Raw genomic sequence first — 18,779 nt, forward strand, 5'->3', positions numbered from 1 at the left:
GCTTTTTGGCTACTTAATTGCAAGGCAAATTAATCTAGCAGATTGATCTCCTGTCGGGGACAAAGGTTATGCGATGGCTCGAAGAGCCCGCCAAAGGCGATTGACCGTAGGTCACGCTACGCGATCGCAAAAGCAAAATTTTCTCAACCAGTTCTCCCCAAGCCCGCTACAGATGTTGATTTTAATCATTATCGTGGTTTAGTTTAGCATTCATAGGTTGAATTGCCTGGGTGATGACCATGATATTCGTTACAAAACTGTACATAAAATTGTATAAAAATTCAATTTTTGGAGTGATTAATTAGAGTGAGGGCAACCAATAAAGCTTAATGCTCTTGGTAGTCCTAAACCAGTAAGGATGAGTTATAGTCATGAATCAAATACCAGATAACGGGACTTTGACAAAATCTTGCAATCCAATCACCGATCAACCTAGATGGGGAGGGCGATTCACCTTGGAGGCGTATATCATTAAGTATTCACTTTCAGGCAATTGACCTTTTTCCCTTACCCAGAGAGGTTTTCATCCCAATTCTGGCCGATTACGGCTACACATCAATAGTGGCTCGGACTGAAATTTAAATGCATATTCTGCATATTGCCTTAACACAGAAAGTCCAGTGAAACAGTACCCTTTTGGGTACTGTCAGCATTACCTATTATTAAGGAATAATAGGTAAAGAAGCCGTTACTACCAACTCAACATTGCTTTACATGTAGCAGCTTGCAGCCATCGTAATGGTTCGCGGACCAAAACACTCAGCTCATGTGGCAAATGGTGAAGTATGACACTCACCTTTAAATTACTACCCAGGGAAATGCATTAACTCAGGCTTCCACTCCACTAAAAAACTAGCTATAGCGTTCAGGTGTGACAAGCAGCCTTGTCAGCCTTCAGTGGTGCTCACTTCATCGGTGCTAAGGTCCGGGCTAGTGGCTAATTCCAATCCTCTGATAATTACAGATTACATCCATTTTGCAGAAAGGGATAAACTATGGAATTTGATCTGATCATAGTTGTTTGATCAAAGCTAAATATCAAACTTTAGTGATTTTTTTGTGAAAATGCTAAATATTATATAAGTGTTATATAATATTTTTTGGAGACAAGTAAGCTATCAATAGCAAGAGTTGATTGAACTCTTAATTACTTAGATCCAAGTTCAAACTATCTGTTTTGGAACTGTCAGTTCATGGTGTTCACTGGGGAGCATGTCACCTTTGTGATTATGTATATATATCCCCCCACTACTCCCCTTAAAAACGGGGGGAATTAGATTCACAAGTCCCCCTTACGCGCGGGGGATAATGGGGGTACTCAATCAGGGATTAACAAAACTGACATGCTCCCTGTTCGCTGAAGTTTTGGGTTCTATAGCATTTATAAATAGCTCATGAACCCCAATGGTGATGTCTCATAACACCAAAAACCACTCGGATAATCTTGATGCAATAGCGAGTGGGGATGGGCTGTGTGGGTCACCTGGGTCCGCACCTTGAAAGCCCCGTGGAAATCCCAAAACCTCGCTGGATCGCTTTTTCCTACTGTTTACTGTGCCCTGATACGACGTTCCGTAATCTCAAGGGCACAGCGCTATAGCTTTTCAGGGTTTAAACTACATCTACTTTTTGGCAACCCATAGTTTTGCCGACAGAAAAAACTACCAGAAAAAACTCCAGTTGTTAATCTCGACGGAGTATAGTTCTACTTTGTTTTAACTTAATTCAATGACTTTAAATCATTAATTTATGGTCATTGCAGAAGTTTTAAATAGTGCTGTAGGCACGCTCACAAAACCAAGACAGGGCGCATCTTAAAAATCAAAATTTTGATTGTAATTAGCTCAAACTTACCCTGACCAAAAACTCTGGATGACTTGTCTATAATATCTGCACCAAGCCACCTTGGTATTGCAGACTGGATTAAGCTCAAAGATGCCCAATTTGGGGCTGTGGGAAATAGAAAACCGATTAATATGAACAACGAGCAACGTAAAGAAGCCAAAATTCCTCAAAGTCATTATTTAACAGCCTTCCAACGCAAACTGCTCCAAAAAAGCCTAGAAGAGGATTTACATGAATCCTACCGTCAGCGGATTCAAATTATGTTATTAGCAGATGAGGGCAAATCTCAAACGGAAATTTGTCAAACCTTGGGGTGTTGTGCCGCAACAGTAAGACATTGGATGCATATCGCTCGTAGTGGGATGGCTCACCAATGGCAGGATTGTCCCATTGGTCGCCCCAAGGCAGTCAATGAGGAGTATTTAGACCGTTTGAAAGAACTGATTAACCAGAGTCCCCGGGATTATGGGTATTCCTTTCGCCGCTGGACAGTGAATTGGTTGAACAAACATCTGGCCAAAGAATTCGGGATTGAACTCAGCAATCGCCACCTGCAACGATTGCTCAAAGACATGGGATTATCGACTATACCAACACGGAGAAAGGTTAACTCCCCTAGCAGACAGGAAAACGATGGTCACAGCATCTTTATTTCTGACCTGAAATCCGCTAATGGCTCCGAGTCCAATAGTTTTTGGCTATTTAATCCCAGCAACATGGCATGAGATTATGGTTCGACATACATCTACATCTAATCCTAGATCTAATCCACTGATTTCCCCTGAGCAGCTCGCTAATACTCTAGGGCATTCTCTTTCAGAATTAGAGGTATCACGCTGTCTCAAACAAATAAAATATCGCGAGCCAACGGTCGGTCAATTTTGGCAGTCAACAGATGCTGAAGCTGGCATTTATATTGTGATTTCCGGAAAGGTCAGACTGATTAATAGCGCCGGGGAGTTAATTACCAATCTAGAAGCGGGAGCTTCGTTTGGGGAGTGTACTTTCTTTCCAGAAGAGTCTTTTGAGTCCTACTCAGCCAGAGCATCCCTCAAAACCAAGCTCTGTTATCTAACTCCGGAACTGTTATTTCCCCTGATTAGCAAACATCCCCAAATCCGCGAACATTTTTATCGTCAGGCCCAAGGGCAAAATTCCCTGCTGATGCCTTCGGAAACTCCTTTGGGAGAGTCGCAGAAAGAGAGAGTGGGGGAAGTAAAAAGAGTGGGGGAAAAGAAAGATATCCCCACCTCCGGAGACGAAAAACCCAAGCAAACCATCAGCAAAGCTTACTTTCCTAGCCCTACTCAAAAAGTTGGTCATTTGTGGCAGCGAGTGATCCGGCGCTATCCGTTTTTTGCCCAACAGAGTGGTTCTGACTGCGGTGCTGCCTGTCTGGTGATGATCGGTCGCTATTGGGGGAAACGATTCAGTGTTAATCGCTTGCGAGATATCTCCAATGCTGACCGTAATGGCGCTTCATTGCGGGGACTATCAGCGGCTGCCGAAAGTATTGGCTTTTCCACTCGACCAGTGAAAGCTAGTCTGGATCGACTGGCAAAACAACAGCTACCTGCGATTGTCCACTGGGAAGGAAAACACTTTATTGTTGTTTATGAAATCACCAACAAGCATGTGGTAATTGCTGACCCTGCTCTTGGTCAGAAAAGTCTGAGCCACCAGGAATTCAAAGCGGATTGGACTGGTTATGTACTGCTACTGGAACCCACAGCAATCCTGAAGGATACCAAAGAAAGTAAGACCTCTTTCTGGCAATTTTTTGAGTTGGTAAAGCCTCACAGTGTCGTGTTGCTGGAGGTGTTTTTTGCTTCCCTGATGATCCAGATATTTGGTCTGATTACACCGATATTTACCCAGATAATTTTAGACCGAGTGGTGGTGCAACGGAGCACCCTCACCCTAACCGCTGTGGGGTTAGGATTGCTGATGTTTACTATGTTTCGGGTTGCGATTACCGGGTTGCGGCAATATTTGCTTGACCACACCGCAAATAAAGTAGACCTAGCACTAATTGTGGGGTTTATCAGCCATACATTGCGATTACCTTTAGGTTTCTTTGAGTCTCGTTTTGTGGGTGATATTACCTCCCGGATTCAGGAAAATCGTAAAATTGAGCGGTTTCTTACCGGTGAAGCGTTATCTATCCTGCTAGATTTAGTAACAGTTTTTATCTATGTGGGATTGATGTTTTGGTACAGTTGGAAGATGGCGCTGCTAATTTTAGTAATTGTACCACCCTTTTTCCTGTTGGCGTTGATTTCTACACCCTTTTTAAAACGAATTTCTCGGGAAGTATTTAATGCGATCGCAAAAGAAAGCAGTTATCTGATTGAAGTGCTTTCTGGTGTCCGCACTGTCAAGTCTACAGCAGTTGAGCAAACCGTACGCTGGCATTGGGAAGAGTTATTAAATAAAGAGGTTAAAACTAACTTTTCTGGGCAAGTGATTAGCAATCGACTCCAGATTTTCAGCAATACCATCGAGGGGTTAGCCACTACCGCACTGCTCTGGTTTGGGGCATGGTTGGTGATTCAAAATCAGCTCACCATTGGGCAATTGGTGGCTTTTAATATGTTGCTGGGTAATGTGATTACCCCTTTCCAGCGGATCACGGTACTGTGGAATGAATTTCAGGAAGTGGTGATTGCTATGGAGCGCATCAATGATGTGCTGGATTACCAACCAGAAGAAGATTTGCACTATCAAGCACGGCAATCATTACCTCAATTGCGCGGTCACATTCGTTTTGATAAGGTCACCTTCCGCTATCACCCAGAAAGTGATACCAATGTCTTGGAAAATCTTAGTTTTGAGGTAAAACCAGGGCAAATGGTCGCCCTAGTGGGGCGCAGTGGTTCCGGGAAAAGCACCATTTCCAAGCTGATGTTGGGGCTGTATCTTCCCTCAGATGGGAAGGTATTGATTGATGGGCAGGATATCACCAGTCTTTCCTTAGGCTCCTTGCGCCAGCAAATTGGTGTGGTGGATCAAGATACCTTTCTGTTTGGAGGGACAATTCGAGAAAACATCAGTCTGGCTTATCCCTCAGCCACCTTAGAAGAAATTATGGCAGCAGCAAAACTGGCCGGTGCTGATGAATTTATCCAAAAATTGCCCATGGGCTATGAAACCGAGATTGGGGAGGGAGGAGGGATGTTGTCTGGGGGACAGCGACAGCGTTTAGCCATTGCTCGCGCCCTCTTGGGAAATCCCCACCTATTAATTTTCGATGAAGCCACCTCCCACCTGGATGCAGAATCCGAGCGGATTATTCAGACCAATCTCAATACTATTCTCAAAAACCGCACCACCCTAGTGATTGCTCACCGTCTTTCTACCGTACGGAAAGCTGACCTGATTTTAGTCCTCGATAGAGGGGTCTTGATAGAAAGCGGTACTCACGAAGACTTAATGGCAAAGCGAGGACATTATTTCTATCTGAATCAGCAGCAATTATAGCGCAGGGAATAGGGTGTGGGGTGTGGGGAGTAGGGTGTGGGGTGTGGGGTGTGGGGTGTGGGGTGTGGGGTGTGGGGAGTAGGGAGTAGGGAGTAGGGTGTGGGGTGTGGGGTGTGGAATATAGGTTATGAACAATATTTCTGATTTTTAATAACACCAAAAAATCCTCCCAACTCTTTGTTACTGTTCCCTGTTCCCTGTTCCCTGTTCCCTGTTCCCTGCTCCCTGTTCCCTGTTCCCTGTTCCCTGCTCCCTACTCCCTGCTCCCTGCTCCCTGCTCCCTGCTCCCTGCTCCCTGTTCCCATCAATCCTATGTTCACAACTCAAATGGAAATACTGCTATGCCTGAAAATCATACATTGAATGGACATAGTCCTACTCAAACTCTTCCAGACCAGCGTCGGTATCAGGAGTTACTCACCCAAGAAACGACTCCTCAACCTAGGAATGATCAACCGCTCCAGGGTCATGACTGGTCTTATGCTACTAAGGAACTGCTGGATACATTACCCCAGGTTTGGACAAGGGGATTACTGTATTTTTTGATAGTATTTATCGGTATTGCGTTACCTTGGGCGATCTTAGCTCAGGTGGATGAGACGGGAAAAGCCAGAGGACGATTGGAACCTACGGGGGAAACTATCAAACTTGATGCTCCAGTGGCAGGAACGGTAGCAGCAATTAAGGTGAAAGAAGGGGAATTGGTAACGGCTGGTCAAACCTTACTAGAACTGGAATCAGAGTTAGTTAGCACTGAACTTCAGCAGGAACAAAAAAAATTAGAAGGGCAACAGAATCGCCTGAATCAATTAGAGGTGCTGAAAAACCAATTGATACTAGCTCTGCGTACCCAGGAGCAACAAAACCAAGCTCAAGAGTTAGAAAAACAGGCGCAAGTCGAGCAAGCACGGCAGAATCTGGAAGCCTTTAAATTCGCCTACAGTTTACAAAAAGAAGAACTATTGGCACAAATAGAGCAGGCACGAGGGGCGATAGACTCTAGCAAGGTTGCCTATGAATTAGAAACTATTCGTTTAGAAAGTGCTGAGGAAAAAATTCCCCGTTACAAAAACGCTTATGAAGAAGGGGTTTTGTCAAAAGAACGCTTTTTAGATGTGCAACAGTCAGCCAAAGAAGCCCAGAAAAATATCATCAGAACTGAATTAGACATAAAACAAGCTCAGTCTCGCCTGAAAGAGCAACAAGGTAGTTATGAAAAGACCATTCATCAAGCCTCCGCTGATATTAAACAAGCTCGCCTGCGCTTACAAGAGCAAGAACGGAGTTATAAAACTTTAGTTCATTCTGGTAAACTAGCTTTACTAAAAAGTGAGGAACAACTCAAGAATATAGAAACCCAAATTACTACCCTCCAAGCTGAACTATCCCAGAGTAAAAGTCAGATAAAATCCTTGGAATTTCAGTTAAATCAAAGGGTGTTAGCTGCTCCGATCGAGGGAATAGTGTTTCAGTCCCCGATCAAAAGTGCCGGAGCTGTAGTGCAACCTGGAGACACTATAGTCGAGATTGCCCCAAAGGGGTCGTTCCTTTCCCTGCGAGCCCAGATCGCTATTTCAGAAAGTGGCTCCTTACGGGAAGGAATGGCAGTAAAAATGAAGTTTGATGCTTATCCTTTTCAAGACTATGGAGTAGTAGAAGGAACAGTAATCAAGATTTCTCCAACCTCCAAGGTTACGGAAACGGAGCAGGGTAAAGTGCCTACTTATGACCTAGAAATTAAACTCAATAAAACCTGTATGCCCACACCAAAAGAATGTATTGCTCTCCGCCCAGGGGACACCGCAACAGCAGAAGTCATTGTGCGGCAGCGTCGGATTATGGATTTAATTCTCGATCCATTTAAGAAGTTGCAGCAGGGGGGTTTGGAATTGTAGCAATTATCAATTGGGTGAGATACAAAGTCTTAGGTTTTATTAGGGAGTAGGGAGCAGGGAGTAGGGAGGTATGAGGAGTTGGACATATAGCGCTACGGGCAAGGCAAAAGGCAAAAGTGTACTATAACAGCTTTTCTACTTGTATCAATGTCCTCACCTTAATCGGTAGTGCTATAATCAGCGACTGCATCAAAGCAATGAGTAAAAATGCTATATGTAACAGTTTTCTATCCCATGAGGAAGGGATCCCCCTAAATCCCCCTTAATAAGGGGGACTTTGAGGCAATGAAGCGTACCTCATAAATGCGATAAACGTGCTGATATAGCACTAGGGCGTGTTTTCAAAGTTTTATGCAAGATTATGATCCCCCCCAGCCCCCCTTAATAAGGGGGGAGCCATACTCAAAGTCCCCCTTTTTTAAGGGGGATAATGGGGGATCTCCGAGTTTCAAGACACTCCCTACTCCCTACTCCCTACTCCCTGCTCCCTGTTCCCTGTTCCCTATTCCCTGTTCCCTATTCCCTACCAATTACCAATAAATAATCATGTTACCAGCTATTACGATTACCACTGAAGATATTTTTCACCAAGTCCAGCTAACCTGCCAAATCCCAGAAATTATTGAAGGGATTGTGACCCGCAAGATTATTGCGGCTACTGCTGAAAGTGCTGGCATCCGTGTAGAGATTGAAGACCTTCAAAAGGCAGCCGACCAATTCCGATTAATGAACAAACTTGAGAATTCAGAGGACACTTGGGCATGGCTGCAACAACACAGTATGTCTTTAGATGATTTTGAAGAGATAGTGTATACTAATTTGATTGCTGGTAAGGTAGTTCAAAATCTGTTTGCGGATAAGGTTGAACCCTATTTCTTTGAACATCAGCTCGATTATGCTAGTGCAGTTATTTACGAAGTCGTTTTAGATGATCAAGAGCTAGCGATGGAACTCTTTTATGCCCTGGATGAAGGGGAAACAAGTTTCTATGAAATTGCTCACGAATACATCCAGGATACTGAGTTGCGGCGCTCTGGAGGATATCGGGGAATTGTTAAGCGTCAGGAGTTTAAGCCGGAAATTTCTGCTGCTGTTTTTGCGGCTGAGCCGCCACAGTTGCTTAAGCCGATTGTTAGTTCTAAGGGAGTGCATCTGATTTTGGTTGAGGAGATTCTTAAATCGGAATTGGATGGGAAGTTGCGGTCTGAGATTATGTCTGATTTGTTTACTGGGTGGTTGAAGGAACAGATTGGGGAAGTTGAAGTTGTTAAACAGTTAGATTCTCAGATAGATTAATTATGTCTAAAGGAGTATAAATATCTTCTGAACCGGGATTGATATAAGGGCGCTCTAAGTCAATCCCCGCATTTTCAAAATGTTTGATAATGTATTTCATGCGTGCTTCTGGGGAATCGTCTTTGTTGAGATGAGCTTCCAGGAGAGCCTTGGCTAATATTTTACAACGATTCATTCCGAAACCATCCAAATATTTAAAATTTTCTTCAGGCTTTTCTGCTAAACCCAAACCAGGAGCCAGCATTTTCGTAAATAAAGGAACTTGAGGTTCAAAATGTATAGCGTTTTCTACATAAACATTTTTCAGAACTTCCCTTATGGATAGATAATCATCTTTATCGAAGCGTAACATTCCTGCGTCATATCGTCCATAATTAATAGGATTATGTAAAACATGAAATATAAAATTAATACTAAGTTCATTAAATTTAATCGTTATTTCTTTCATAAGTGCAACTGCACCTTTAGAGCTAAAATTAAAGTAAATATATACCCAATTTCTGAAATACTGAACATTATCTCCAAAAGCTGCATAGAACTGATTGACTATTTGATAGGATGGTGTAAACACTGATACCCAATCCCCTTCTACAGCCGACTGATCTTCTAGTCTAAGATGGTCTTCTGGCTTAACATGTATTGTAAGACCCTTCTTGTCTAATGCAAGACTTCCATCCGCTTCCTGTCTTATAACTCGCGCCCCAGGATTCCACCATCCTTTTCCTGGATTATTATTTTGCAGTTGTTGAAAAAATTCCCAATCAACTTCTGAAGATATATTCTTCAGCAAGACTTGATCCTTTGACTTTAAGGGAATAATTTCATTGGTTTCTATTATGAATTTATCATTATGATAAATACTGAATATTAAGTCAGTAATGAGGGAGCTTAAGTAATCATTCTGGATATTCTGAGGTAGTTGTTGAAGCTTCGCAATAGCATCATCAGAAGGTTTTAAAGGGTGATAGTTTGGATAACTGATCAAAAATTCCGTAGAGTTTATGTAAAATTGATTAACAATATCTTGTAGGTATTCTAAATTTTCCATAATTTTAAAAAAAAGTAAAGTATTTATAAGTTTAGAAAGTAATATTTTCCAGGGTAGTGGTACACAAGTAGTGATTTTAGCTCCCGTTAGCTTGACCAGACCGTAGCCAAACCACTATATCTTTACCACTACCTTTTCCAGCAGTTCTGACTCTTTGATACCAAAAACAGATCTAAATGATGTTTCTGGACTACAGAGTAGTTTTCTGGCTACCTTAAGTATGGCATGACATCGCGCATCAAAACCATAGAAAGACTGGATAATTGCGATAACTTTGTATATTAATGCTAAACCAGTAAACTGAACAACTCGCCGAAGTAAGTCAGGAACTTCTTGTATTATTTCTGGGTATTTACCAAGATAAGATCTGATAAATACTACTAGTGAAGGTTGAAGAGACTCTAAGGGGACTAAAGCTAAATGTAGAGATTGTTCCAATTTAATATCGGGATGAATAATAATGCTTTCCAACCATAATAGTAAATAGCCAGCAATTACTGTTCCCAAGTCAAACGCTGGATCGCCCCAACTACATTTCTCCCAGTTACTTAGCCTAATAATAGACTTATTAAAATTATGGGCTTGCTCTAAATTATCTAGCCAATATTGAGAGATGTAAATATTATTAAACTGAAGGTTATTATGAGTAATACATCGGTGATGATGATTAGTTACAAGCTCTTTAACTGCCATTATTAAGGTTTTAGAGCCTTGATAAGTCGCTATAAAACCATTACCTTGAAAATGAATTTCTTGTAGCCAAGCTTCGGGATAAAGTCTATCTAGTAAATAATCAGGATAAGGGAATTGATAGCACAATTCTCCTTCGATAGTTTGATTCATAAAATGGTAGCATTCCTGAGAATTGAGAGTCTCACGATGTAAATTTGCTAAAGTATTACCCATTAACTCTGATATTTTTGTTGAAAATCCTTTATTCTCTATGTAATGACTTTCTAAATTAAGATAATTTTCCGGGCATTGGTAAATTACTATCGAGTTTATTTTATCAAAATAAAGCAATTCTAAAAGCAAAGAACTGAGGTCAATCAAATTTGAGCAAGATGCTAAAAACTCATAAAAAAGTAATTCATTTTTTATTTTGTTTTTTATTACTTCAGCACTATGATGAAGCTGTTTAACAAAAATTTGGCCCAATTTAGGTATATTAACTGTTAAAGATATGAAGTTATCTCTACCTGCTGTACTACATTGAGGATAAATTTTTGCAAATACTAGCTCCTGTTGTTGTAATAGTTTAGAGGTAATTAAATAGGAAAATAAGTTATTAGAACTTAATTTTATGTACATTAGTTATTGCTCCGATAAGCCAAATAGAACTTAAGGTAAATAAATGGTAGTAGTATCTGAATCCAAATCTGGATAAGTTACTCTCCTTAGAGAAAGCTTGAACAAAACATCTCTACAAGGTTTGATGATTCTAGAAAAAGGAGGGAATTTGAACTAGATTTGGTATGATTACTCCCTTCCCGGCGTAAGATTACCTATTGATTTTTACAGTTTTTAAGGCATTTGCGCCTATTTTAATCGGTATTGTTTGCGCGATAAGGGAGTAATAAGTTAAACTAGTGCAATAAACTTTATGATGCAATAATAGAGTTTATTGCATCATTCGCCTACTGTTTCGGGGATGAGGTAGTGGGACACAAGTAGTGATTTTAGCTCCCGTTACCTTGACCAGAGCGTAGCCAAACCACTACATCTTTAGCACTACTCTACCTGCATCCGATACAGCTCCGAGCAGATGTGAAGCAAATCTCATTATTACTCTTTAGTCCTCCAAATACATTTCCAGATAGACTATCATCTAGATTCTGCATCAAACCCTCATCATCCGCAAATAAATCAGCGCCAGCGGGTTTTAAATCATTAATTTTGATGTCAGCCATTTGAGTTTTTCTCCAATAATTAATGTGTGTTCTTGACCAGGAATCAATTAGTAATTTTTGATTCCTGTTTTAATCCTATTAAAATTAATTTATTATGTCTATTATTTTTAGAGATTATTGATGCTAAAGCAAACCCATTTTTGTCATTAAATTAGATGTAGTGATCTACGGATAAACCTATTCATAGCTCATAATTAACCTATAACTTACCTTGAGCAGTACTCTTATAGTTAACCTCTCGCTAATTTACCGAATCAACTAAAACAGTTATGTCCACAAAACTCTTGAAACTGAGAAAAACCATAAAAAATAGCCCAAGACTACTCTTGGACTAAAAGACTAAGAGAAGAAGTGCTAAATTAATTAGCACTTCTTTTGAGCATGAGACTTTAGGCTCTTCTCTGAGGGCGTAACAAGTCGCCTGCAAGCTTTATGTGCTAAGGGTTTCAGTTGGTAAGTCTTTGAGAATATGGAGCCAGCGATGGCCATCCCAATTGAACTTGACCAACGAAAAAATTAGGTTTCAAGACTTGGCGTACGCAAATAGGGGCGTTAATTAACCTGTCAATCGACGGATAAATTCAGTAGTAGATTCTACCCATAACTCAAGGGTTGTCGCTATCAGGCGACCTAAGACTGGGTAGCGATTGAAAAATGCCAGCCCCCCATCTTTGAGAAGATTTTTTAAAAAAGTATTATAAATAATTCGACTTTCTTGGGGAGTCGTTTGGTTAGCAGGGGGGTGAGCTTTCCGGAATGTGTTAAATTCAAATAGTAAGGTTTCTATGCCTAAATTAACCAGTTGTTGCAGCAAGCTCCTTTCTAGGGCTGCGTAGGCTTCTTGGCTCAACAAAGTTAGAGGACTATTTGCCGATAATCCAGTGGATAATTTCCGCCGCCCTACTAGGATAAAGGGTAAATAAAAGTCTTCAAACGGTAAGGGATTTTGGGAGTCAAGTGGAGAGTTATCTTCCCCCTCTAGAGTTAGCCATGAAGCGCTGGTAGTTTCAATTAATTCTTTGAGGGTTTCTGCCCAGCTTGGTAAGGTGTAATCTTCTCTAAACTCTGCTGTTCCTAGTAAGTTACGGACTGTAGTTAAGTCTAATCCATCCCACTGAAGGCGCTGTTTAAGTTGTTGTTCTCCTCCCAGGAGTTTAGACCAGGTGTTGAGGCGTTCTTCAATCAGATCATGATATTTCTGGGGAATAACATTTTGGTAACAAGGGTTATTGATCCGCTCTGATAAAAACGTGGCGTTAATGGCTATAGTCGCGATTGGTGATAGTTCTGACCCTATTACTGGCATGGTACTAATCTCTCGAAGTGGTAATTTAGTTATAAATGATTTTAAAAAAGATTTAATTTTTGATTACTTGAATAAAGATCCTAAAATTTTGTTAGCGTCTTGTTGAACCAACCCTAATGAATGTCTGTTGTTGACTCTGTTGTAATCATACTTTTATTAATTGACTTTGTTTAGTTTGTTTCTGATTTATTGATGTCCAAAGAAAAACTTTTTTGTCATAAAGTTATATGTAGTTATCTGCTGATAAACTTAGTAATAGCTCACAAGTAACCTATACCAGTACTCTTATAGTTAACCTCTCGCTAATTTACCGAATCAACTAAAACAGTTATGTCCACAAAACTAGTGGAGCTGAGAAAAACCATAAAAAAAAGCCCAAGATTACTCTTGGACTAAGAGACTAAGATTAGGTTCTACCAGTAATTGGCTAAGGCATTTTCGTCCTTAGTTGATACAGTCAACTTTTCCCCTATTGTAACTAAATTAACAAAGTAACTGCCTCGGCTCCGACCGTATCCAGTTCGCCAGGTTCGACGGGGATTACCTCAAACCCAGCATCCAGAATTCGAGAGTAGTTTGCGATCGCTTCCAAGGCATTGGAGCAGGGAGCAGGGAGTAGGGAGTAGGGAACAGGGAAGAGAAAAGAAGGAATAGGGATGCGCTGCATCAAGACAGGGAATCAACCTCAAAAAATACTGTACCTCATAACTGAGATAAACGTTATATTTCTGTTTAATTATACGTGGATTACTTGAGTTTGTTGAGTTTTTTTAAAATTTATTAATGTCATAAGTAAACCTTTTTTGTCATAAAGTTATAGGTAGTTATAGCAAATTAGCTTAGGTTAAAAGTCGTAGGTTTTAGGGAGCAGGGAGCAGGGAGTAGGGAGTAGGGAGTAGGGAGCATGTCAACTTTGTAATTAGGTAGATAGATCCCCCCTAACCCCCCTTAAAAAAGGGGGGAATTAGATTGAAAAGTCCCCCTTATTAGATACCGTTGGCGAAATTAATATTTCTTTACACAAGAGTAGCAGATGGGTAACTTTAAGTTCATGCTCCCCCAGCGAGCAATCCCTCGCTGGGGGTTGGGGGGCTATAAAGACTGCTGTCTTCAGGCTGATATTACTAAATGTTAAATTCGCCAACAGTATCTTATTAAGGGAGATTTAGGGGGATCACTTTTTCCCTCATATGAGGTACCCTTGTCAAGCTCAAAGTCCCCCTTTTTAAGGGGGATTTAGGGGGATAACTTTTTCCCTCATATGAGGTACCCTTGTCAAGCTCAAAGTCCCCCTTTTTAAGGGGGATTTAGGGGGATCACTTTGTCCCTCATATGAGGTACGCTTATCAAGCTCAAAGTCCCCCTTTTTAAGGGGGATTTAGGGGGATAACTTTTTCCCTCATATGAGGTACCCTTGTCAAGCTCAAAGTCCCCCTTTTTAAGGGGGATTTAGGGGGATCATATTGTACCTGATGGAAAAGAGAATTGCTAGATCTCTAATTTAGGAAATAAACTAAAACAGTTATGTCCACAAAACTAGTAGAGCTGAAAAAAACGATAAAAAGCTGACGGATAAATGAATACTATTTTAGGGGCGAGTGCGCCCAGCCCTATGGTTAAAATTACTAGTTAAAAAAAAGCGATTATAGCGTTTATAGGACTCATGAGGTACACATTATTTTTTACCTCTTCCCTCTTCCCTTCCCCTCCTGGGAGGGGTTAGGGCGTGTCTTCAAACTCGGAGATCCCCCATTATCCCGCTTAAAAAAGGGGGACTTTGAGTATGGCTCCCCCCTTATTAAGGGGGGCTGGGGGGGATCATAATCTTGCGGAAAACTTTGAAAACACGCCCTAGGAGTGGGTTCCTGCTACCTGCTCCCTGCTCCCTGCTCCCTGCTCCCTAAAAACCAGAAATTTGTACCTCATGGGTATAAGACTTGCTCTAGTTTTTTATTAACCCTAAAACTTCCCAAAAAAAACTTTTTAAAAACCCTTGACAATTAAAAATATAATCATTACAATAATCATTATAAATCGAAATTCACTTCTTATTTATGTCAACAAAATTCAGTCAAAACTTCAAGAAACAACCTGCTCATCACACTCTCAAAGGTTCTCGTGAATCAGTCATCTATAGTATGCAGATGCTTTACTCCCTAGGCTATGCAGAAATTGCTGAATGGACTCCTCTGGAACCCACTGATGTTCCAGGAGAAGTTATCACTACAATAACCAAGTATTGGTTGTTGCCATAACACCTTAAATCTTTGGGGGGGTTTCCCCCCCGGCCTTGGTTTTGGTCTGGTTTTGTAGCGCGGCCTTTGGCCAATCAGATCAGAGCAGGTTAGGTTTGCTAATTTTGTGACATAAAAAATTGGAATAGCCGTGGATAGTATTTCTACGGCTATTTTTTTTTAACTTATATAAAAATGGAATCGGGAATCGAAAATCGGGAATCGGGAATTGGGAATCGGGAATCGGGAATCGGGAATCGGGAATCGGGAATTGGGAATCGGGAATCGAAAATTGGGAATCGGTAATCGGGAATCGGGAATCGGGAATCGGGAATCGGGAATCGGGAATCGGGAATCGGGAATCGGGAATCGGGAATCGGGAATCGGGAATCGGGAATTGGGAACAGGGAACAGGGAACAGGGAAAAAATCCTGTGTACCTGATCGCTAAAAAAAAGCCCAAGATTAATCTTGGACTAAAAGACTAAAATGATTGAATTATTTTAGGCGTGAGGCTCAACTACTTATATCTCAACACTTATAACTATCTTCATACTTCCCATTCAAGAGAAAATTGCCCCTTCAAGTAAAACAACGAGGAATGATATTATTAGAGTTACCATAGTAATCCAAAATTTCGTGAGTCCGTCGAACCATACACTCCAGCAGAATTGCCAGATTCTTCTTAACCACTACTTGTTCTTGTGGTGACACATAAGCGACTTCTGCCAGGAGAATCGAAGTGATTTGGTCATGTGCCCCTTCTTCATTGATACCGGCATGGAGCAGGATGGGTTTATAAAATTCCGGTGGTAACTCCAAGGCTTGGCACTGCTGCTTAAACAACTGGTGGAATACCTTGTCATCTTCCTCAAACAACAACAGTGCAGCCTTAAAGCTCAGAGGATGTTGCTTGGCAAAAACGGCCAGGGTCGAACAGACTGCGAAAGTCATGGGTAGGGGCTGCATCCGTTGCAGTTGATCACTTTCGATGCCCACACTCTTCAAGGAATTCTCAATCAAACGGTCATGGTGCAACTCAGACACAAAAAATTCCTGGAGAAGTTTTTGTGTCTGAGGGGATTCATAATTAGCTAAGGATGGCGCTAACAGTCTAGGACACAGATGGGTAACGTGATAGGATTCCAAAGCATAACCAATCAACTGGTTTCTGGTAATGGTCTCATCAGCCATCTTTTCTGAGAAAGGAGAAAGGGGAAATTGCCCCTTCATGCGGTTAAGAAATCGGCACAACTCTCGATAGAACTGCTGCCCACTCACCCCACGAGATTCCACTTCTTGATGGGTTTCTATCAGTAGACCCCGGCGATCCAGCTCAGCGAGGAGTTCGGGAATATCCTCTTGGATTCCTGGACAGGCCAGACCCAATTGCTCTGGGGACATACCCCCCGCTTGCAAAAGTCTTAGCAGTTGGACAGTTTCCTTCTCGTATTCCGGCTCAACCGCGATCGCACATCCTTGATCGCCATAATGAATTTCAACTTCTGTGTCCTTGAATTCAAAAAATACCCGATTTTTGAACAGTGGTTGTTGGAATAAAACCTTTGTTAATGACATATAGTAAAGGGAATAGGGAGTAGGGAGTAGGGAATAGGGAATAGGGAGTAGGGAGTAGGGAGTAGGGAGTAGGGAGTAGGGAGTAGGGAGTTAAATTGCCGAAACTCGCCGCAGTAAATGACTGGCAGACGAGTAATGATTCCAGATAGCTGTGTAGAAATTGTTGTAGATTTCAACAAACAGGTAAGTTTGTCCTCTAAATCGCTGCTTTGTTTGGCGATCAATGTGAGGAATTTCTTGAAAGATGCGACGGCTTAAGTTTTCTGGTTCGAGTTTTAGCTTGCTGTTTGCCAATTGTCTAATCGGGTTGATAAAGCCAGAATCTAGTTCAACACGCTCACAGGCTTTACTATAAAATTCAAAATTCTTACGGGTCTGACCTGCCAAAAATCCCAGAGTACTCAAGAAAAAGAGTGGCTCAAAGTTTGCCCAATAGGTCAAAGCATTGCACATCCCCATGGTTTCTGGGAGTGGCATGGTATCGGCGAGTTGCTCACGGCTAATGCCAATAGCATTAAGTGCTGCCATTACCAGTTCCTGGTCTTGGCGGTATTCTTGAGTGTAGCGTTCGTTGAGCAATTGTCTAACTTTTGTAGAACTTTGGAAGCTAAGTCCAGGAGAATCAAAACAGCACTGTTGAGTAATAAAGTGGTAATGCTCTATTAGAAAACCATATATAACGTTGATTGGCAGTTGGGATGTCTCTGACTTGATGGATTTCAGGAAGAGATTTTCATCAACCTGCTGATTGAGCAATTCAGTGGTCAAATCTTCCAATTCCAGCAACGTGTCGATGCCTGAATTAACCCTAACCTGAGCAACGTCATCCAGCAAGTTATGTTCGTCCAGGTGACGCACAATAGTATTGATAAACTCAGAGTTATTAGCCGAGAACATTTGTTGCAGTTCAGTCATACTCTTAGTTCCGTCCATCAGAGAGATGAACTTCTTTAAGATTTTTCCTGATTGACTGTTAACCTGAAACGCGAAATCTCGACCATCCTGAGAAAAAATCAGCTGATCTTGATAGTAGTTAACCTTACAGGCTAATTTGGGACGAAGCACTGAAGGCTGTTGTGGTTTTTTCTCCTGAAATTTCCCCTGGGATAACTCTGGTTCTAAAACTGAGGTGACTGTAGAATCTTCCTGGAGAGGGGGAAGGGTATACTTAGACATCGACTGACTCCCTGATCAGAACGTTAGGTAATAGTTATACTGATTTGATTGCTCAAACCTTCACTCCTAAAGTTACTATTCAGCAGTGAAGGTATTTGGTCAAAAGAGTTTACAGGATTACAGGGCTACATGGGTAGGTTTTGAAAATGATAGTTTTAGTTCCTCCAGTAGTGGGAAAGCAATTACAGCTCTTTTGTACTGAAAATACTGGCCCAATAATACGTCCTCCCATAGCCTGTTCAAGCTCATCATTACTCAGTTCGTTCATAAAACTTTCAGAATCGTTGAACAAGTCAGCGCCAGTGGGTTTGATGTCCTTAACTTTAATCTTGGCCATTTTAATTTTACTCCAATAAACGGTTGTGGTTGATTAGAAATCAATTAGCCATGTTTGATTCCTGCTTTTTATCCTACTTATATCAATTTAAATTTTCTACTTTTTATCCAGTTTATTGATGCTAAATTAAAAACACTTTTGTCATTAAATTAGATGTAGTTACCTTCCGCTAAACCTATTCATAGCTCACAAGTAACCTCTTATAGTTAACCTCTCGCTAATTTACCGAATCAACTAAAACATTTATGTCCACAAAACTAGTGGAGCTGAGAAAAACCATAAAAAAAAGCCCAAGACTACTCTTGGACTAAAAGACTAAGATTAGTTTCTACCAGTAATTGGCTAAGGCACTTTCGTCCTAGGTTGATACAGTCAACATTTCCCCTCTTGTGATTAAATTAACAAAGGAACTGCCTCGGCTCCGACCGTATCCAGTTCGCCAGGTTCGACGGGGATTAACTCAAACCCAGCATCCAGAATTCCAGAGTAGTTTGCGATCGCCTCCAAGGCATTGGAGCAGGGAGCAGGGAACAAAATAAATTCTGATAATTTTTTATCTCTGTTTGAATCATACTTGGATTACTTGAGTTTGTTGAGTTTTTGCCTAATTTATTAATGTCATAAGCAAACCTTTTTTGTCATAAAGTTATATGTAGTTAGAGCAAATTGGCTTAG

19 protein-coding genes are annotated in these 18,779 nt (G+C 41.1%); 7 read left to right on the plus strand and 12 right to left on the minus strand.

All coding sequences use genetic code 11. The annotated features are described in order from the left end of the window. Positions 1–73: 73 nt before the first annotated feature. The 3 genes from F6K46_RS11190 (at position 74) to F6K46_RS11200 (ending at position 5,325) form a co-directional block, all read left to right on the plus strand. Entirely contained in the window at positions 74–202 is a 129-nt protein-coding gene (locus F6K46_RS11190; protein WP_293056335.1) for a hypothetical protein, read from the plus strand. Between the two features lie 1,675 nt (positions 203–1,877). Continuing rightward, the gene (locus F6K46_RS11195) at positions 1,878–2,570 is read left to right on the plus strand and encodes a helix-turn-helix domain-containing protein (protein ID WP_293056338.1); all 693 of its coding nucleotides are present in this window, start codon (positions 1,878–1,880) and stop codon (positions 2,568–2,570) included. A 4-nt stretch (positions 2,571–2,574) separates the two neighbouring features. After that, on the plus strand, positions 2,575–5,325 hold the full coding sequence (locus F6K46_RS11200; RefSeq protein ID WP_293056343.1) for a peptidase domain-containing ABC transporter: 2,751 nt from the start codon (positions 2,575–2,577) through the stop codon (positions 5,323–5,325). Here F6K46_RS11200 and F6K46_RS11205 read toward each other — a convergent pair. Then, positions 5,320–5,460 carry a hypothetical protein gene (locus F6K46_RS11205; RefSeq protein ID WP_293056348.1) on the minus strand — a complete coding sequence of 47 codons (141 nt, stop codon included), beginning with the start codon at positions 5,458–5,460 and terminating at the stop codon, positions 5,320–5,322. The two genes, F6K46_RS11200 and F6K46_RS11205, sit on opposite strands and share 6 nt — an antisense overlap. A 42-nt stretch (positions 5,461–5,502) precedes the next feature. Between F6K46_RS11205 and F6K46_RS11210 the strand changes: the two genes are divergently transcribed. The 3 genes from F6K46_RS11210 (at position 5,503) to F6K46_RS11220 (ending at position 8,516) form a co-directional block, all read left to right on the plus strand. After that, complete coding sequence (locus F6K46_RS11210) at positions 5,503–5,688, plus strand: hypothetical protein (RefSeq protein ID WP_293056350.1); 186 nt, start codon at positions 5,503–5,505, stop codon at positions 5,686–5,688. Further along, positions 5,667–7,220 carry an HlyD family efflux transporter periplasmic adaptor subunit gene (locus tag F6K46_RS11215; protein WP_293056355.1) on the plus strand — a complete coding sequence of 518 codons (1,554 nt, stop codon included), beginning with the start codon at positions 5,667–5,669 and terminating at the stop codon, positions 7,218–7,220. Before F6K46_RS11210 ends, F6K46_RS11215 begins: the two co-directional genes overlap by 22 nt. A 546-nt stretch (positions 7,221–7,766) precedes the next feature. Further along, complete coding sequence (locus tag F6K46_RS11220) at positions 7,767–8,516, plus strand: peptidylprolyl isomerase (RefSeq protein WP_293056362.1); 750 nt, start codon at positions 7,767–7,769, stop codon at positions 8,514–8,516. Here F6K46_RS11220 and F6K46_RS11225 read toward each other — a convergent pair. The 5 genes from F6K46_RS11225 to F6K46_RS11245 all read right to left on the minus strand — a co-directional run bounded on the left by F6K46_RS11225 (position 8,488) and on the right by F6K46_RS11245 (position 13,447). Beyond that, complete coding sequence (locus F6K46_RS11225) at positions 8,488–9,564, minus strand: T3SS effector HopA1 family protein (RefSeq protein ID WP_293056364.1); 1,077 nt, start codon at positions 9,562–9,564, stop codon at positions 8,488–8,490. The two genes, F6K46_RS11220 and F6K46_RS11225, sit on opposite strands and share 29 nt — an antisense overlap. A 114-nt stretch (positions 9,565–9,678) precedes the next feature. Next, positions 9,679–10,875 carry an aminoglycoside phosphotransferase family protein gene (locus F6K46_RS11230; protein ID WP_293117015.1) on the minus strand — a complete coding sequence of 399 codons (1,197 nt, stop codon included), beginning with the start codon at positions 10,873–10,875 and terminating at the stop codon, positions 9,679–9,681. Positions 10,876–11,300: 425 nt separating this feature from the next. Next, on the minus strand, positions 11,301–11,474 hold the full coding sequence (locus tag F6K46_RS11235; RefSeq protein WP_293068370.1) for a hypothetical protein: 174 nt from the start codon (positions 11,472–11,474) through the stop codon (positions 11,301–11,303). A 556-nt stretch (positions 11,475–12,030) separates the two neighbouring features. Further along, positions 12,031–12,780: a hypothetical protein gene (locus F6K46_RS11240; protein WP_293068372.1), complete on the minus strand. Its 750-nt coding sequence runs from the start codon at positions 12,778–12,780 to the stop codon at positions 12,031–12,033. A 478-nt stretch (positions 12,781–13,258) separates the two neighbouring features. After that, positions 13,259–13,447, minus strand: coding sequence for a hypothetical protein (locus tag F6K46_RS11245; RefSeq protein WP_293068375.1), 189 nt, complete (start codon positions 13,445–13,447; stop codon positions 13,259–13,261). A gap of 1,387 nt (positions 13,448–14,834) precedes the next feature. Here F6K46_RS11245 and F6K46_RS11250 point away from each other — a divergent pair. Continuing rightward, complete coding sequence (locus F6K46_RS11250; RefSeq protein WP_075899238.1) at positions 14,835–15,035, plus strand: hypothetical protein; 201 nt, start codon at positions 14,835–14,837, stop codon at positions 15,033–15,035. A 159-nt stretch (positions 15,036–15,194) separates the two neighbouring features. Here F6K46_RS11250 and F6K46_RS11255 read toward each other — a convergent pair whose 3' ends face one another. The 6 genes from F6K46_RS11255 to F6K46_RS11280 all read right to left on the minus strand — a co-directional run bounded on the left by F6K46_RS11255 (position 15,195) and on the right by F6K46_RS11280 (position 18,638). Next, a complete protein-coding gene (locus F6K46_RS11255; RefSeq protein WP_293117018.1) occupies positions 15,195–15,476 on the minus strand; it encodes a hypothetical protein in 282 nt (93 codons plus the stop codon). Positions 15,477–15,595: 119 nt separating this feature from the next. Next, positions 15,596–16,591, minus strand: coding sequence for an iron-containing redox enzyme family protein (locus tag F6K46_RS11260; RefSeq protein WP_293062029.1), 996 nt, complete (start codon positions 16,589–16,591; stop codon positions 15,596–15,598). Beyond that, entirely contained in the window at positions 16,582–16,767 is a 186-nt protein-coding gene (locus F6K46_RS11265) for a hypothetical protein (protein ID WP_293062027.1), read from the minus strand. Before F6K46_RS11265 ends, F6K46_RS11260 begins: the two co-directional genes overlap by 10 nt. Continuing rightward, positions 16,682–17,767 carry a hypothetical protein gene (locus F6K46_RS11270; RefSeq protein ID WP_293062025.1) on the minus strand — a complete coding sequence of 362 codons (1,086 nt, stop codon included), beginning with the start codon at positions 17,765–17,767 and terminating at the stop codon, positions 16,682–16,684. Before F6K46_RS11270 ends, F6K46_RS11265 begins: the two co-directional genes overlap by 86 nt. A gap of 109 nt (positions 17,768–17,876) precedes the next feature. Then, a complete protein-coding gene (locus tag F6K46_RS11275) occupies positions 17,877–18,104 on the minus strand; it encodes a hypothetical protein (protein WP_293062023.1) in 228 nt (75 codons plus the stop codon). A 393-nt stretch (positions 18,105–18,497) separates the two neighbouring features. Then, a complete protein-coding gene (locus F6K46_RS11280; RefSeq protein WP_293062021.1) occupies positions 18,498–18,638 on the minus strand; it encodes a hypothetical protein in 141 nt (46 codons plus the stop codon). Positions 18,639–18,779: the final 141 nt, after the last annotated feature.

Origin of the sequence: Moorena sp. SIO3E8 (assembly GCF_010692445.1) — a bacterium.
Taxonomy (GTDB): Bacteria; Cyanobacteriota; Cyanobacteriia; order Cyanobacteriales; family Coleofasciculaceae; genus Moorena; species Moorena bouillonii.

Excerpts from the sequence above, each read along its gene's own strand:
- F6K46_RS11190 (WP_293056335.1), top strand. The coding sequence starts at position 74 with ATGGCTCGAAGAGCCCGCCAAAGGCGATTGACCGTAGGTCACGCTACG.
- F6K46_RS11200 (WP_293056343.1), top strand. The coding sequence starts at position 2,575 with ATGGTTCGACATACATCTACATCTAATCCTAGATCTAATCCACTGATT.
- F6K46_RS11215 (WP_293056355.1), top strand. The coding sequence starts at position 5,667 with ATGCCTGAAAATCATACATTGAATGGACATAGTCCTACTCAAACTCTT.
- F6K46_RS11220 (WP_293056362.1), top strand. The coding sequence starts at position 7,767 with ATGTTACCAGCTATTACGATTACCACTGAAGATATTTTTCACCAAGTC.
- F6K46_RS11225 (WP_293056364.1), bottom strand. The coding sequence starts at position 9,564 with ATGGAAAATTTAGAATACCTACAAGATATTGTTAATCAATTTTACATA.
- F6K46_RS11230 (WP_293117015.1), bottom strand. The coding sequence starts at position 10,875 with ATGTACATAAAATTAAGTTCTAATAACTTATTTTCCTATTTAATTACC.
- F6K46_RS11235 (WP_293068370.1), bottom strand. The coding sequence starts at position 11,474 with ATGGCTGACATCAAAATTAATGATTTAAAACCCGCTGGCGCTGATTTA.
- F6K46_RS11240 (WP_293068372.1), bottom strand. The coding sequence starts at position 12,780 with ATGCCAGTAATAGGGTCAGAACTATCACCAATCGCGACTATAGCCATT.
- F6K46_RS11245 (WP_293068375.1), bottom strand. The coding sequence starts at position 13,447 with ATGCAGCGCATCCCTATTCCTTCTTTTCTCTTCCCTGTTCCCTACTCC.
- F6K46_RS11250 (WP_075899238.1), top strand. The coding sequence starts at position 14,835 with ATGTCAACAAAATTCAGTCAAAACTTCAAGAAACAACCTGCTCATCAC.
- F6K46_RS11260 (WP_293062029.1), bottom strand. The coding sequence starts at position 16,591 with ATGTCATTAACAAAGGTTTTATTCCAACAACCACTGTTCAAAAATCGG.
- F6K46_RS11270 (WP_293062025.1), bottom strand. The coding sequence starts at position 17,767 with ATGTCTAAGTATACCCTTCCCCCTCTCCAGGAAGATTCTACAGTCACC.
- F6K46_RS11275 (WP_293062023.1), bottom strand. The coding sequence starts at position 18,104 with ATGGCCAAGATTAAAGTTAAGGACATCAAACCCACTGGCGCTGACTTG.